Consider the following 16,000-nt stretch of genomic DNA (forward strand, 5'->3'; position numbering starts at 1 on the left):
ACCTGCCATTAGTCCAAACAATGCCTCTTGGGGTAGTGTAAGCAATGGGAAAGAATAAAACCATCCTTTTACTAACAGCCTTAAGCTTAGGCACCACCTGGGCGATCCGAGGCCAATTCGGCCATGAACAGGGAGCTGCCTGGGCTGGAGGCGTTGCTTGTATCCTTTTAGTTTATAGTTGCGCCAATCCCAACTGGACCAGAGTAGGGCTTAAGGCATCCCTGATGGGGGCCGTAGGATGGGGGCTTGGTGGAATGATGAGCTATGGGGTAGTGGTAGGTTATGGAAGATCCGAGGACTGGCTCAATGCAACGTACGGACTGCTGATGTTGGGACTGATAGGCGGGTTATACGGATTGTTGGGCGGCGGTTTGTTCGGATTGGGGATAGAAGAAGGCAATTCCGGTAAAAAGGTGGCCTGGCATCAGCTTTTGGTGGAGATGACCGCTGGTGCTGTTATTTTTTACTTTTTTATCGTGGAGCAGCTGGGAATTTATATGACTCCTCCCAGATCTGAAGCCTGGGCCATATGTGCCGGTGCTGGGTTGGCCTTACTTTATTTTTTGGTAAGAAATTCCTATTCCGGAGCGCTGCGCACCGCCTTATTCTCTGCGATCGGTGCAGGGTTTGGTTTTGCTTTTGGTAACTTTCTGCAAGTCATGGGGTTCCTGTCCAAAATCCATTTCAATTTCTGGAATGTCATGGAGTATAGCCTGGGCTTTTTCGGAGGTTTGGGAATGTCTTATGGGTTGTTGACAGGATTTAAAATGGCTTCTTCAGGCACCATACAGAAATTTCCGGTCAATTCAAGAATAAAGTGGTCCATGATTGCTTTGGTAGGAGTGATCCCTTTGATCGTTTTCCATCAATCGTTTATAGAAAAGGACCTCATTCCTTCCTTTTCCGGTTTCGGGCTTTCCGATCCTGGGTATTGGGCTGCTTTTGCCACCTTATTTGCTTTTTTCCTTTGGGTACTGATGCAGCTTTTGGGGTATTGGAATTACAAAAAACTCCGGTTAAAGGAAATAGGGGATGATCAGTTTTTATATAGGACAGCAATGATGTTGCTTTTGACTTATATGGCTTTTTCCCTGTTGATCACCGGAGCATTCATCAGTATGGAAAGAATAGAACAATACCTCTATGTACTGAATTTTATCGTTATTGCTATTTTGATCAGTAAGAGAACTGTAGAGAAAGGTGTTTTACCGGCTTTTTCAGCAGCTAAAGTAGGGGCTATTGCACTTTTGGCAGTTCTGGTTGCAGGAGCAATTGCCGCATTTTCTCATGGCCCCATTCCGGGAGGACAAACGAGATTCTAGAAATCCCTTATTCCCTTGCATGAACCTGATTTCCCGGGGAGTCTCAGAAGACTTTGTGTAGTCGGTCTTAGGAGATCTTCCGTAGTGTTTCCCGAATGTTATGGAAGCCGCATTTTTTTATCCATCAAATTAACAAACTGGTAACCAGTGGATAGGTAGTCCATTTTTTAAAGAGGAAGGTATTAGAGGAGAAGGTACAGCCTATGAAAAATCCAACGATCAAGGAATTACTGGAAAAACTGTCAACCGGTGAGATACTCAAGGATGAATTTGATCTTTTTCTAAAAAAAATAAAAAAGGAAAAGGGAACAAGCGACTTGGATCAAGCCTTTCTGGAATTTTTTGATGGATTGGCCCCGCCGGAAGAAAATGAATGCCCAGACCAAAAACCGAAAAACAACTAAGATTTACCCAATAAATGATTATGCTTATGAAACATTTTTCCAAAAACAGAAAGCCGAAAATCAGTTGGGGGCTCCCCCTGATTCTTGGATTGGTGCTGTTCCCCCTGTTTGGGATTTCAGCCATGACTTCGCCACTCCCCGTCCTGATTGAGGATGCCCTTCAGGCCCAGCAGGTAGAGGGGAAAATTGTCTCCAGTGAGGACGGATCTCCCATCCCCGGGGTTACGGTGCTTGAAAAAGGGACCAGCAATGGGACGGTCTCAGAGATAGATGGAACCTATTCGCTGGAAGTTGCAGGCCCTGGTGCAATACTAGTTTTCTCCTTTGTGGGATTTGACTCCCAGGAAATCACCGTAGGAAACCAGTCAGTCATTAATATTTCCATGAGTGAAACTGCCACCGATATGTCTGAAGTGGTGGTGACAGCCCTGGGAATCAAGCGTGACCAGCGCTCTCTGGGATATGATGTCTCCAATGTAAAAGGGGAAGAGCTGACCCAGGTTTCCCAGGAAAACGTTTTGAGTTCCCTTTCCGGTAGAATGCCCGGGGTTACCATTAACCAGACCAGTGGTCCGGGATCCTCCATGAGTATGGTCATCCGGGGTGCTACTTCGTTGACTACAGACAACCAACCCTTGTTTGTGGTGGACGGAGTGCCCATGTCCAACTCCCTAAACAACATTAGGGAAAACGGGGATGGAAACCAGGTGGATTACGGAAATGCCATTTCGGATATCAACCCGGATGATATAGAAAGTATATCCGTGCTGAAAGGTCCCAGTGCCGCTGCATTGTATGGCACCAGGGCAGGAAACGGGGTGGTGATCATTACCACCAAATCCGGAAAAGCAGGAAAGACAATGGGCATTTCCTTCTCCTCCAGCAACGTTTTTGAAAGACCTACACGACTACTGGATTTTCATTACAAATACGCAAACGGCAACCGTAATGCTGTATTCAACGAAGGCTCTGCCTATTGGGGAGGTCCGGAATTAAATGCCGGCAATACTGCTGTTCAATGGAATAGTCCATTGGATGCCAATGGAGACCCTATCCCAACTGAATTGATAGCCTATCCGGATGCAATGAAAGATTTTATGCAGACTGGCATTACTTCCACCAACAATATTGCAGTGGATGGGGGAAGTGAGCAGACTACCTATAGAATTTCTTATTCCAATATGTTGCACCAGGGGATGATACCAAATTCTGACCTGTTCAGAAACAGTTACTCTACTTCCCTGAGCCATAAAATCACAGAGAATCTGACGTTTACTTCCAATTTCAACTACACCAACAGCAAATCCAACGATCGTCCGAGTACCGGGGATAGAAGGGCGAATCCCCTGGAAGCGGTTTATAATTCCCCTTACGTGGATTATGAGCAGATGAAAGGTGTCTGGGTGCCGGGGCAGGAAGGGGTACAGCAGATCAGGACTGAGGCCGGTGACAACCCCTACTTTATCGCCTACGAAATGCAGAATGCATTTGAAAGAGACCGCATTTATGGAAATGTGGCACTGGAATACCAATTTTCTGAATCCTTCAACATCCGGGCGCGCTACTCTCTGGACCGCTCAGACGAGAACCTGGAAACTATTATCCCATTTAGCTATAGCAGGATGGCCCGTGGAGGATACTACACTTCTGATATTCTGACACAGGAATCCAATGCTGACTTTCTTGCTTCCTGGAATGATGATTTTGGAAAACTGGATGTAAATGCTTCCATAGGCGGCAATATCATGAACCGTTTTGGCAGAAGTACCAATGTGGGAGTAGGAGGGGACAGAAACAACGGACTGGTCATCCCTGGAATTTACAATGTTCAGAATATTCCTGCTGACAACCGCTCAATGAACAATTCCTATTTCGAAAAGGGGATTTATTCCATTTATGGATTGGTTTCCTTCGGCTATGCGGACCAGCTCTACCTGGACTTGACCGCAAGAAACGATTGGTCTTCCACCCTGCCAAGTGAAAACAGATCCTATTTCTATCCCTCAGCTTCCCTGAGCTGGCTGGCAAATTATACGCTGGGGCTGCCGGATAACATTGATATGTTAAAACTGAGATTTGGTGCGGCACAGGTAGGGAATGATACTGGTCCGTATAACCTTCTTCCAAACCTGTCCACCGGGCTTTACAATTCCATCAATACCGCCAGCATGCCTTCCAGTCTGTTAAACCCGGACCTGAAGCCAGAGCAGGCAACTTCCTATGAAGGCGGGATTGACCTGAACATGTTCAGCAACAGACTGCGATTTGCAGGAACAATCTATCAGATTGATAACAGAAACCAGATTTTCTCAGTAAACCTTCCTTCATCATCCGGCTATTCAGGGCGTCTGATCAATGCCGGTCTGATCCGGAGCAAAGGCGTGGAACTGGCGCTGGGAGGAACTGTCCTCAATAAGAAGAACATCACCTGGGATGTAGACCTGAACTGGAGCAGAAACCGGACAACTGTGGTAGAACTCACAGAAGGGTTGGACAGAATCACACTATGGTCTGAAAACGGCGGTGGAGCTATCACCTTGGTAGGAGAGGAAATCGGCAATATGTACAGCACTTCTTATGCCGAGGTAAAAGATCCAAATTCTCCCTACTATAAATGGCCGGTTCTTTCCAACGCAGGAGAATGGCAGGAGCTTTCCGGGACCGAAAACCTCAAGAAGGTAGGGAACTTTAATCCGGATTTCCAGATGGGAATGCAGTCTACCCTGAAAATCAACCGCTTTATCATAGCCGCCAGCTTTGACTGGAGGCAGGGTGGAGAGTTTATGTCCTTTACCTACAGGTATGGGGAGTCGGACTGGAAATCCCAGAGACAATTGGATAATCTGATTCCGGGCAGCCTGTATGAAACCGACGAACTGATCGCGATGATGAAAGCGGATCCAGATAAATACATTATCCCTGGCCCCGGCAATTACCCTAGAGTTGGAGGCCACACTGCTGCCACAGGAGGATATTCTGTGGACGAAAATGGCAGTGACGGCGCCTTTGTGCCGGGCGTGATCCAAACAGCCGGGGCTGATACTCCGGATGATTTCAGCGATGATGTGTACACAGAGCACCTGGGAGGGGAGGGGACCAATATTTATCCGATTACCAACACCTACCCTTGGGATTACAACGAGCAGGTAACCTTTGATGCTTCCTTTATCAAATTGAGGGAACTGAGCATAGGTTATAGCATTCCAAACTTTGGGAAATTCAGAAATGCAACCATTTCGATCTATACCCGGAACCTGATGCTCTGGACCAAGGCTGATATAGGAATCGATCCGGAAAGAGCCTTCTGGGCAAGCGGCGGAACACAAGGGAATACCTCTTCCCAATTCCGTCAGGGAATCGAACGTCAGAATGTGATGCCATGGAGCTTTCCTCTGGGCTTCAAACTGAATTTTAATCTTTAATCTCAAATCAACGAACCATGGACATAACATCTAAACTATATCGAGGATTATTGATGGCTTTGATTTGCTGGCTTGGATTCTCAGGCTGTGATGATAAGCTTGATGAAATGAATGTCAATCCCTATGGAATTGATCCTGCGGAAGTAAATCCTAATTTATTGATGCCTTCAATTTTGGCAGATGCAGCCCAAAGTTATGCCGGGTTGGGAGTAAATGACCTGGCCGGTGCCGTACAGCATACCCAGAAAAACGGCTGGTACGATGCCCATAACAATTACGCTTGGGAAAGTGTAAGCTGGGCAGGATGGTATAACATCCTTCGAAACAATAACCTGTTATATAACAGAGCTGTAGAGCTGGAGAGCAACTATTTTCAGGGGGTAGCCCTGACCATGAAATCCTTTGTCTTTGGCAACATCACCGATCTTTGGGGAGACGCTCCTTACACCGATGCCCTGAAAGGGGATGAATTGGCCACTGAGTTTCAGTTCCCGAAATTCGATAGTCAGGAAGTGATATATGATGGGGTTATTGCAGATCTGCAAACAGCCGTTACGCTATTTAATTCAGCGAATACCGACGCAGTGACACCTGCCAATGACCTGTATTTTGGTGGGGATGCTGCGGCCTGGAAAAGATTTGCCAACTCCCTTTTACTCCGCTACTACCTGAGAATATCCACCCAAAAACCGGACGTGGCCAAAGCGGGCATTGAGGCAATCTATGCTTCTGGGGATTATATCCAGAATGCCTCCCAAGATGCCGTACTGGATTATACCGGGGGAGCCAGTGATATCTGGCTCACCCGGCATGTGGCTCTGAACCCCGATGATTTCCAGCGGTATCAGGCCTGCCAAACCTTTATCGACCAGTTGATGGGAACTAATGATCCCAGACTTCCTGTCTGGTTTGCACCCGTACGGGTAAAGTGGGAGGCTGATGAATCGCTCGATGTTGCCGCTGAGGATTTTATCCGCAAAGACGGTACACCTTTAGGCGTGGTCACCTATCCATTTGATGACTTTGTGAACAACTACCCCGGTGAGAACTTTACCCGAAGGTATAATCCTGCTATGGCAGACTATAATGATGCTGAATACGTAGGATTACCCCCTTCACTGATGGTTCCCGAATCCTATAACGGCAACCCTTCCCCGGGGCAGGGTACCCAAAATCAACACGTGTCCCAGTTGGCGGACATCTACCAGTCGGCAGGAGCCGCAGGCGATATTCTTAAGGCCAGGTTGATCTCCTCAGCAGAAGTGAGCTTTATCTTTGCCGAAGCTGCTTTGAAAGGCTGGAGCGTAGGATCCGCAGAGGAGCATTATTATGCAGGCATACAAAAGTCGTTGACCGTATGGGGTAAAGCTGACGATTACGAGAGCTTTATCGCTGGGGAGGGAGTCGCTTTTGATAACACCCTGGAGCAGGTGATGGAGCAAAAGTGGGTGGCAAGCTGGACTGCAGCAGCAGAAGCTTTTGCAGACTACAGACGTACAGGTTACCCTATGTTGCAAACAGGTCCCCAGTCTCCGCAGCCAAAAATTGCCCTGAGATTTCAGTATGGAGATGATGAGTACAACAACAATGGCGAAAGTATCACCGGAGCGTTGGACAGATTGGAGCTGACAGACTATTCCGGAGGGTTCGGAAAGGACAGCCAATGGTCCAGGCCTTGGTTGTATCAGGGAACTACCATTCCCTGGTAAGCTTCTGACTTACTTCTTTTGATCATTTTAACCTCCATGTTAATTCATAGACATGGAGGATTTTTTATACACTATCAACTAGGAAGTAGGGAGCAATAAGTTCTAAGGGATAATACCCAATTGCTTATTTATGCTTGATTTTTAGTCCGTACTAACCTTGACATCTAAGTCTCCAACCTCCGACATCCGGCGCCCAACCTCTTTCAAGCCACTAACAAACTTCCAAGACCAAAGTTTGCTTTTCAAAAACTACCGAGTAAATTTATTACTCAGTCGTCATTACATGAAGGCCAAAGCCGACAAAGCCTCCCTGAGGGACGACAATCTCTAGTAAACAACCGGCAGCCTAACCACTACCCAATCAAACTGGCTGTGGGTGAAAGGGCGAAGCTATGGCAAATGGTCGGTGATCTAGGTGAACATCCGACATCCAACATCCCCCAGTCCTCAATGGGTTTAAAAAAAACGATAAGAAAGTACCTTGGCATACCACAACTGGAAGAATCAATCTCCCAAGCTACCTTAACTCTGGAAAGGGAAGTTGCATTCCGGCAGCGGGAACTCAAAGCACTGGAAATCCTAAAGCCCTATTTGCCGCAGGGATACTTATTTGAAACCGGATTTTCCCTGCCCCTCCAGCTCATCCAACATATAGTCAACGACATCTTGGTATACCAGCCCAAGACTATACTGGAGCTGGGATCCGGATTATCCACTCAGATCCTCGGCAATATGATCAGGATGGAGGGCTTGGACATAAAATTCATCAGCGTGGACAATAATTTCACCTGGCAAAAGATGCTGAAACCCAAGTGCCCCCAAGTAGCCTTTTATAGCTTTCTCCTGTCGGAGCAGAGCCCTCATTCTTACACCAAGTCGGGAGTATGGTATGAAATCCCTGAGGATCCTCCATGGGGAGAAAACCTTATAGATATGGTGCTGGTGGATGGCCCCAAAGGGAATAGCTGTGAAAAGGCCCGGTATGGATTTATCCCTTTTCTAAAAGGTAGGTTAAGTGAGCTTCCTATAATCTATGTAGATGATACCCATAGGGCTGATGAGAGATTTATAGTGGAGCAGGCCAGTAGTGCATTTGATCTCCCACAAGTTCAGTCTTTCCATCGGTACAGCCGATTGTCCAAAGTAGAAGATTTCTATACCGCCCCGGCGTAAAGAATTGAAGGTAGCAATTAGTAGTCAGTAGGTCAGTTGTCAGTCTTCAGTAATCTGATGCCCAACTTGGATTTCAAATCTCCAGTCCCCAATCCCCAATTGTCTGACATCAAACATCGGTCACCGGATATTCACAAAATGGACAACTTAAAAAAACAACCTATATTGATTTTGCGTTTGGAAATAAATCCCAAGTAATTAAATAGCTAGACGATGAGCAAAAAAGAATTAAGTACTAAAGATCTAATAAAAGCTCAAAGTAGGGCTGGTCAGCGTGCTAAAAAATTGATCAGAGTCTTGGGACTAGAGGACATGGTAGCACGAAACAATAAAGTCATTCAAATTAAACCGAATGGTCAAGAAGTGACAGTTAAAGAATCACGGTTTAAAAGCAAAAAAGTCCAGAAAGGAACTTTTAAAATACAGAATTGATCACCAAAACTTCAAAATTCAGACTTTTTGCTGACCCAAACGGAAGCGGAAAATCCACTTTGATCTGAGAAATCAATGAGTCTTTTAATCTTGGAGTTTTCGTGAACGCAGATTTGATAGAATATGAGCTAAGGAAAAGCAAGTTTATTGAGCTTTCCACTATTTTTGGAAAGAATACAATATCTGAAATTGACTGGAAAGCATTTTATAAAAAGTATCAGATTGAAGATAGCAGAGCAGTTGGTCTGATTCCAGATAAGTTAAGAAGGGGTCTTAATCTGGAAAAGCGAGATCAATAGTTATGCTGCTTCAATAATAGCCTCTTTTTTCTGTTTTGAATTGTTGAGAAGAAAGACGACTTTTTCATTCGAAACAGTAATGTCTCATCCATCAAAATTTCATTTTATGCAAGATGCAAATGCGGCAGGATTTAAAACATACCTCTATTTTATTTGTACGGAAGATCCCTTGATTAATCTTCAGAGAGTGCGAAATAGAAAGGAAATGGGCGGTCATGATGTACCCGAATATTTACTAGAAAGCCAGTATTGCAGATCCTTAGAACAACTTCACGCTGCATTTTTGACCGCACATAGAGCCTTTGTAATTGATAGTTCAAATAGGAATCGAAACTTAATTCTAGAGAAGAACCACAAAACTGTAACCATTAATACAGAAGCAATCCCAGGCTGGATAGCTGAGTGTTTGGTTAGTAAATTAAAATAGTTAGTTGCCATCATGAATTGTCCTGCCAACCGACGATATACCCCAGTGGTTGTATTCGGCAAACAGAAACTATTTTAGAAATTAAAGCCTACAAGCGCAGTCCCATTTCATCCAGCACCAAACATCGGTCATGGTACATTCCTTATTTCAAATTTCTGACTTCAGATTTCAAACCCTTAACCCCTAATCTTTATTCCCTAACTCTCAATCCCATTTACCAGACACTATCTTGATAATATTTGAAGCATGATAACGTTTAATCAATAGTTTGTCAATGGTGAAGAAGTCTGTTTCGACTCTGGCTCTGGATACATCCAAGGCAACTAAGGGAGTTCGAATCCTCCCGTACGCACATCTAATTTATTCCCCCACTGTGGCTATGGAAAAGCATGCGCATATTTATCCCACCACACAGAAGGTGACAAAAGAGGACAGGGCAAGACTATTAATGCAAAAGCCTTTACTAATCTGGTTTACAGGTCTGTCTGGCTCAGGAAAGTCAACTTTGGCAAATCATCTGGAAGTAACCTTGCATCAAAAGGGGCTTAAAACATTCATCTTAGACGGTGATAATCTAAGAACGGGATTAAATCAGGATCTAGGCTTTACTGACGTAGATAGAAGAGAGAATATCAGAAGAGTAGGCGAAGTAGCTAAGCTGATGATGGAAACGGGTTTAATCGTAATTGCAGCCTTTATTTCTCCAATGCAAAAGGAAAGGGAAATGCTCAGGAAGCGAGTAGGGGCCGAACAGTTTTTTGAAATTTATGTCGATTGTCCTATTGGGGTTTGTGAAGCAAGGGATCCTAAAGGAATCTATCAAAAAGTAAGAGCAGGGGAAATCAAAAATTTTACCGGGATAGATGCACCTTATGAAATACCTAAAACTCCTAATCTGACAATTAATACGGAGAATTGCTCAATCCCGGAAGCACTTACGCTTATTAAGAACAGTATTTCCGAAAGATACTTGGATATTGCCTAAAGGATTACCCCAGTTCAGTAGGAAAGGCTTTTAAAGAGTTGAAAAAAGTATGTAATCAGTGGTGTGATGAGTAAATCTATAGATCGATAGCAACTTCAGATCTCAAATTTCAAACCTTAGATTTTAGACTTTAGATTTCAAACCCCAAATCCTCAAACCAAAATTGCTTTCCCGCTTCCTTACATTTCTTTACCTTCTATTTTCCCTGACGCTCTCAGCGCAGGAGCTGCATAGGATCGCGCCAAACTCAGCAGCCGAACTCCATGCTTTCTTTCAATACCAAGAAGGAAATGCCCCGATTATCTCAGGACATCGTGGAGGAAAGGAACCCGGATATCCTGAAAATAGTCTGGAAGCCATGGAATATACCCTCCAGTTTACTCCTGCGATCTTTGAGGTAGATCCTCGGATAACCAAGGATTCTGTCATTGTGCTGTTTCATGATGCTTCGCTGGAGCGTACCAGCAATGGGCAGGGCAAGCTGATTGACCACACATTTGAAGAACTGCGACAGCTGCAGCTTATGGATGTCAATGGAGTACTGACACCGTATAAGATTCCATCTTTAGAAGAGTCTATCGCATGGGCCAAGGGAAAGACCATCCTCAATCTGGATCATAAGGACGTTCCTCTGGCAGTCACTGCTCGTACTCTAATTGATTTGGATGCCTTAAGCCATGTCATGATTACGGTGCATGCTCCTGAAGAGGCAGCATTCTACCTCAGCCAGGATTCCCGTTTTATGTTTTCGGCTTTTATCCGGAATTTTGAGGAACTGGAAGCCTACGAAAAAGCAGGCATTCCCTGGAGTCAGCTTATAGCTTATGTTGGCCCGCTCTCCAAACCGGAAAACCAGGCTCTTTACGATGCCCTTCACCAGAGAGGAGTAAAGGTCATGATCTCCGCTGCCCCCAGCTATGACAAGGAAACTGACGTGGAGAAAAGAGCAGAGGACTATAGAAAAGTCATTATCGAAGGAGCCGACGTACTGGAATCTGATTATCCGATTGCAGTAGGAAAGGCTTTTAAAGAGTTGAAAAATAAGTAGGTAATCAGTGTGAAGTCACGATCTTCAGTATGACATTCATCTGGCATTTAACATCGGTCATCGGACATCAGGCATTTTATCCTTCTAACTTAAAACCTTGCTTTTCAATACCTTCACTTTGCTTCTATTCCTACCTATAGTATTCCTACTATACTGGTTTGTATTTCAGAATAATTCGAAGCGTATTATTATTCCGCATGAATAATGCCCTCAAAAGGAAGTTATATAACGTGCTCTCTCGCAGTAGGAAAAAGGGCTTTGTGAAAACCCTTTTGAGATTAATTAAAACAATATATTTTGCTTTAGAAAATAAGAATAATGATCAGAAGAGTAATGGCGAAGTTTGGTTAATTAATCAACTGAAAGATTCTGAAATAAAATTAAATACAATTTTTGACGTAGGAGCAAACGTTGGTAATTGGACTAGAATGGTTAGGAGTAGATTCCCGAATTCAAGATATCATATTTTTGAACCTCTCCCAAGTATTTATAGAATTCTCGAAAAGTCTTTTATTTCTGATTTGAATTTAAAAATCAACAATCTTGCATTATCCAACTCATCAGGAGAAATAGATTTCAATTTTTGTCCTGATCAGCCTTCTTTCAGCTCTATTTATAAGACATCATTAAGAGATAATTTTCAAACTATACAAATATTTTGTCAAAGAGGTGAGGACTACTGTTTAAGTAATAGAATTGAATACATTGACTTTTTAAAAATTGACACGGAAGGATCTGAACCTTTTGTTTTACAAGGGTTTGATAAAATGCTGTCTTCAGGAAAAGTGAAAATAATTCAGTTTGAATATGGTCCTCATAATATAAAGTCGAAGTTTTTGATAATTGATTTCTATATTTTTTTTAAAGAAAAAGGGTATGTGATTGGCAAGATTTATCCCAATCATGTGGATTTTTCAGAATATCACGAAAATAAAGAAAACTTTATTTTATCAAATTATTTAGCAGTTAGAGAAACTGAGACTGAAATATTTAGGGTATTGGGGAGATGAGTAAAACAGTAATTAAAGTAGAAAACCTCTCCAAGCGCTATCGACTCGGCTTAAAGGAAAAACAGGCTGAAACTTTAGCAGGGCAAATAGCTAATCTAATAAAATCCCCTTGGCAGAATCTAAAGCGACTTCGTGAGATGAGTCGTTTTGGGACAGAAGATGAATCAGTCTTCTGGGCACTTAAGGATATTAACTTTGAGGTCAAGGAAGGAGAAGTATTAGGGATCATAGGTAAGAATGGAGCAGGTAAATCAACCTTACTTAAAATACTTTCCCAGATCACCGAACCAACTTCAGGAAAGATTGAAATTCACGGGCGTGTCGCCTCACTTTTAGAAGTTGGAACTGGTTTTCATCCGGAGCTATCTGGCAGAGAAAATATCTATATGAATGGGACTATATTGGGAATGACCCGGCGGGAAATAGATGCCAAGCTTGATGAAATTATTGATTTCTCAGGAGTTGAGAAGTTTATCGACACACCTGTTAAGTTCTATTCCTCAGGGATGAAAGTACGATTAGGATTCTCCGTTGCGGCTCACTTAGAACCTGAAATTTTGATTATAGATGAGGTTCTTGCTGTTGGCGATTATGAATTCCAGAAAAAGTGTTTGGGAAAAATGGAAGATGTGGCTGGCCAAGGGAGAACTGTATTGTTTGTGAGTCATAATATGGAAGCCGTTTCTACTTTATGTAAGAAAGGCCTTTTATTAAACGATGGAGGTGTTCTGAATTATGGAGTAATAAAGAATGTTTTAAATTCTTATTTAGGGCTTGCGAGCAATTTTGGCCACCTATATACTGATTATGAATCAAAGGGAACTCCGTATGTAAGAAAAATTGAGATAGTATGTTCAGATTCAGATGGTCATCATAATTTCGGAAAGCCTTTACGGATAGATTTCGAAATATTGTCGAATATAACAATACCAAATGCAACGTTATCATTTCAGTTAATTGATGAGAAAAACAGAGCGATAGTTCATTGTTGGATTTTTCAATCAGATCAAAAATTCTGTCACTATAAAGGACTGCATAGAGTTTCTTGTTTTCTAGAAACTCCAAAATTATATATGGGAAGATATTCTTTAACTGCTCATTTCGGAGAAGGAAAGGGGGGGAGGAAATACCAAACAATAGAGCATGCCTGTTGGCTGGAAGTCAATATGCACGGTGTTTATAGAGAATTTGACTGGTTACCAAATTCTTGTACTTATTTAGAAAATTTTAGATGGGATGTTAAATAAGATTTTTAAGAAATTAAAAAGCTCCAAAAAGCAGATGGATAATACGTTTGCAGATTTTTCGCAGAAGGAGAGAGAATTTATTTCATCTGTATCCAAATTCACTATGACTTCTCCAGAACGTTTAGTTACTCTTATTAGATCTGTGTACTATTTAGAGGAGAATGGTATAGAAGGCGATTTTGTTGAATGTGGTGTTTGGAAAGGAGGCAGTGTGATGGCTATGATTAAAGTCTTACAATCACTAAATATTGAAGAAAGAGATATATGGTTGTTTGATACGTTTGAGGGCATGACTGAGCCAAAGGATATGGATTCAAAGTTTGACGATACAAAGGCTGAGATCTTGCTGAAAAATGATTCATCGAGAAAATCTACAGTATGGGCAGTAAGCAGTTTGAAAGAGGTTAGTGCGAACATATCTTCACTAGGTTACCCATCTGAAAAAATTAAGTTAATTAAAGGGCCTGTAGAGGATACTTTACTGAAAAATAAAACCGAGAAAATTGCTTTGCTTCGTTTAGATACTGATTGGTATGAGTCCACAAAAATTGAACTTGAAACTTTATTTCCCAAATTGGTCAAAGGTGGAGTTTTGATAATAGATGATTATGGCCATTGGAAAGGATGCAAACAGGCTGTGGATGAATATTTTGTAAAACAAGGCTATCCAATCTTTTTAAATAGGATAGATTATACCGGTAGGATTTTTATAAAATACTGGTAATGATTGATTTTAATCCGAAGGAAATAACTTATGAAAATATCGATCGATTTTTTATTAAAGCATCGATTTTTAAATTTATTCAATCTAATAAGAATGTTTTTAAAGGAAAGTTTCTTGATGTTGGGTGTGGGGAAAAGCCATATGAATCACTAATTCTGTCAAATCATAATGTCATATCCTACACCGGTATTGATTTGATAGGTGGCCAAGAATATAAAAAAGGAGTGAAGCCTGATTTTCTATGGGATGGGATTACTTTTCCTTTTGATGACTCAGTTTATGGTTCTGCGATGGCCACTGAAGTATTAGAGCATTGTCCTGATCCATTAGTTAGTTTATCTGAAATATACAGAATTCTAAAGGCAAGCTCTCCATTGCTTTTGACTGTTCCATTTATTTGGCCTACACATGAAACTCCTTATGATTTCTATAGATATACTCCGTTTGGGCTAAGGCACTTGCTAGTGAAAGCAGGTTTTGAAGATATTGAGATCACATGTCTGGGAGGCTGGGATGCATCTTTAGCCCAAGTCTTAGGGCTCTGGTTAAAACGAAGAAAAATGAGTAGAGCAAACCAGAAAAGGCTTTTCCTTATAGTCAAACCTGTAATCCAATATTTACTTAAGAAAGACAGGATTTTGGAAGAATCATCTGAGCAAAATCTAATTACAAGCATAGGAGTAGTGGCATGGAAAAAATAAAAATATGTTTTACCTCAACTGACCTAAATACTTATTCCGAAACATTTATTCGAAATCTAAAAGATGGGTTAGATGCTAAAATCTTTCATTGTTATGGAGCTATGTTTCCGTACTTGTCAGAAGATAAAAGTCTCCAAAGCTATAAGACCCCACCACTGATTGATTTGATCATGCATAGAGTAGGGCTAATCAAAAAGCCTTTAAGAGAATATTATCTAATTAAGTATCTCCAAGCGCAACGAATCAATCTTATTTTCGCGAATTATGGGCCTTCAGGAGCTGCATTGGCTCCTATTGCTGAGGAACTCAATATCCCCTTAATTGTTCATTTTCATGGTTTTGATGCTTCTATTTATGATGTACTTGCAAAATATAGAGAAGCTTACTATCAAATGTTTTCTATTGCCAAAGCTATTATTGTAGTATCAGAAGAGATGAAAAGTGATTTATTATTGTTAGGAGCACCTGAAGAAAAACTGTTCAAAATGACTTATTCACCGAAGCCTTTGTTTTTTGATGTCATTCCAGATTATCATAGCAATCAGGTGTTGGCAATAGGGAGGTTTGTAGAGAAAAAGGCGCCGCACCTAACTTTATTAGCTTTTCAAAAAGCAAAGGAAATTTGTCCGGAACTCCGATTGAAGTTTGTAGGTAGTGGAGTTTTACTTCCTGTCTGCCAGGATCTTTGTTTGTCTCTTGGTATAAAGGATGTAAACTTTGTAGGAGTTTTATCACCCGAAGAGATAGCTAAGGAAATGAGCAACTCTTTTTGTTTTATCCAGCATAGTAAGCAAGCAGCAAATGGGGATAAAGAAGGAACACCAGTTGTAATCCTAGAAGCTTTGGCCGCAGGACTTCCTGTGATAAGCACGCTACATGCAGGTATTCCAGAAATGGTAAAGGACGGGTATAATGGTTATCTGGTCGAAGAGGGCGACGTGTTGGGTATGACGGTAAGGCTAGTTGATCTTGCTCATGACCGAAATAGAGCAGCGAGTTTTGGTAAATTTCGGAAAGAGTCAAATCAAATTGATTTTAAGGATTATTTATTTCAATGGAATAAATTAATATATAAAATAGCATCCAATTAAAAACCA

14 protein-coding genes are annotated in these 16,000 nt (G+C 42.0%); all 14 read left to right on the forward strand.

Annotated features, from left to right (window positions below; all coding sequences use genetic code 11):
- The first annotated feature begins 44 nt into the window (after window positions 1-44).
- The 14 genes from AS141_RS02505 (at window position 45) to AS141_RS02575 (ending at window position 15,994) form a co-directional block, all read left to right on the forward strand.
- The gene (locus AS141_RS02505) at window positions 45-1,322 is read left to right on the forward strand and encodes a hypothetical protein (RefSeq protein ID WP_057936033.1); all 1,278 of its coding nucleotides are present in this window, start codon (window positions 45-47) and stop codon (window positions 1,320-1,322) included.
- A 203-nt stretch (window positions 1,323-1,525) separates the two neighbouring features.
- The gene (locus AS141_RS02510; RefSeq protein WP_057936034.1) at window positions 1,526-1,726 is read left to right on the forward strand and encodes a hypothetical protein; all 201 of its coding nucleotides are present in this window, start codon (window positions 1,526-1,528) and stop codon (window positions 1,724-1,726) included.
- A 26-nt stretch (window positions 1,727-1,752) separates the two neighbouring features.
- Window positions 1,753-5,148, forward strand: coding sequence for a SusC/RagA family TonB-linked outer membrane protein (locus AS141_RS02515; RefSeq protein ID WP_232424799.1), 3,396 nt, complete (start codon window positions 1,753-1,755; stop codon window positions 5,146-5,148).
- Window positions 5,149-5,165: 17 nt separating this feature from the next.
- The gene (locus tag AS141_RS02520) at window positions 5,166-6,857 is read left to right on the forward strand and encodes a SusD/RagB family nutrient-binding outer membrane lipoprotein (RefSeq protein WP_057936035.1); all 1,692 of its coding nucleotides are present in this window, start codon (window positions 5,166-5,168) and stop codon (window positions 6,855-6,857) included.
- Between the two features lie 450 nt (window positions 6,858-7,307).
- A complete protein-coding gene (locus AS141_RS02525) occupies window positions 7,308-8,030 on the forward strand; it encodes a hypothetical protein (protein ID WP_157243366.1) in 723 nt (240 codons plus the stop codon).
- Between the two features lie 213 nt (window positions 8,031-8,243).
- Window positions 8,244-8,462 carry a hypothetical protein gene (locus tag AS141_RS02530; protein ID WP_057936037.1) on the forward strand — a complete coding sequence of 73 codons (219 nt, stop codon included), beginning with the start codon at window positions 8,244-8,246 and terminating at the stop codon, window positions 8,460-8,462.
- 405 nt (window positions 8,463-8,867) lie between these two features.
- Window positions 8,868-9,188 (forward strand): hypothetical protein, encoded by a 321-nt coding sequence (locus AS141_RS02540; protein WP_057936039.1) that lies wholly within the window; start codon window positions 8,868-8,870, stop codon window positions 9,186-9,188.
- A 274-nt stretch (window positions 9,189-9,462) separates the two neighbouring features.
- Window positions 9,463-10,173 (forward strand): adenylyl-sulfate kinase, encoded by a 711-nt coding sequence (cysC, locus tag AS141_RS02545; protein WP_317043011.1) that lies wholly within the window; start codon window positions 9,463-9,465, stop codon window positions 10,171-10,173.
- Window positions 10,174-10,336: 163 nt separating this feature from the next.
- On the forward strand, window positions 10,337-11,221 hold the full coding sequence (locus AS141_RS02550) for a glycerophosphodiester phosphodiesterase family protein (protein WP_087149369.1): 885 nt from the start codon (window positions 10,337-10,339) through the stop codon (window positions 11,219-11,221).
- A gap of 197 nt (window positions 11,222-11,418) precedes the next feature.
- Window positions 11,419-12,231 (forward strand): FkbM family methyltransferase, encoded by an 813-nt coding sequence (locus tag AS141_RS02555; RefSeq protein ID WP_057936041.1) that lies wholly within the window; start codon window positions 11,419-11,421, stop codon window positions 12,229-12,231.
- Window positions 12,228-13,478, forward strand: a complete 1,251-nt coding sequence (locus AS141_RS02560) for an ABC transporter ATP-binding protein (RefSeq protein WP_057936042.1) — start codon at window positions 12,228-12,230, stop codon at window positions 13,476-13,478. The genes AS141_RS02555 and AS141_RS02560 overlap by 4 nt, the downstream gene beginning before the upstream one ends.
- On the forward strand, window positions 13,468-14,202 hold the full coding sequence (locus tag AS141_RS02565; RefSeq protein ID WP_057936043.1) for a TylF/MycF/NovP-related O-methyltransferase: 735 nt from the start codon (window positions 13,468-13,470) through the stop codon (window positions 14,200-14,202). The genes AS141_RS02560 and AS141_RS02565 overlap by 11 nt, the downstream gene beginning before the upstream one ends.
- Window positions 14,202-14,903: a class I SAM-dependent methyltransferase gene (locus tag AS141_RS02570; RefSeq protein WP_057936044.1), complete on the forward strand. Its 702-nt coding sequence runs from the start codon at window positions 14,202-14,204 to the stop codon at window positions 14,901-14,903. Before AS141_RS02565 ends, AS141_RS02570 begins: the two co-directional genes overlap by 1 nt.
- On the forward strand, window positions 14,891-15,994 hold the full coding sequence (locus AS141_RS02575; RefSeq protein WP_057936045.1) for a glycosyltransferase: 1,104 nt from the start codon (window positions 14,891-14,893) through the stop codon (window positions 15,992-15,994). Before AS141_RS02570 ends, AS141_RS02575 begins: the two co-directional genes overlap by 13 nt.
- Window positions 15,995-16,000: the final 6 nt, after the last annotated feature.

This window comes from Algoriphagus resistens, from assembly GCF_001442615.1.
GTDB classification, from domain to species: domain Bacteria; phylum Bacteroidota; class Bacteroidia; order Cytophagales; family Cyclobacteriaceae; genus Algoriphagus; species Algoriphagus resistens.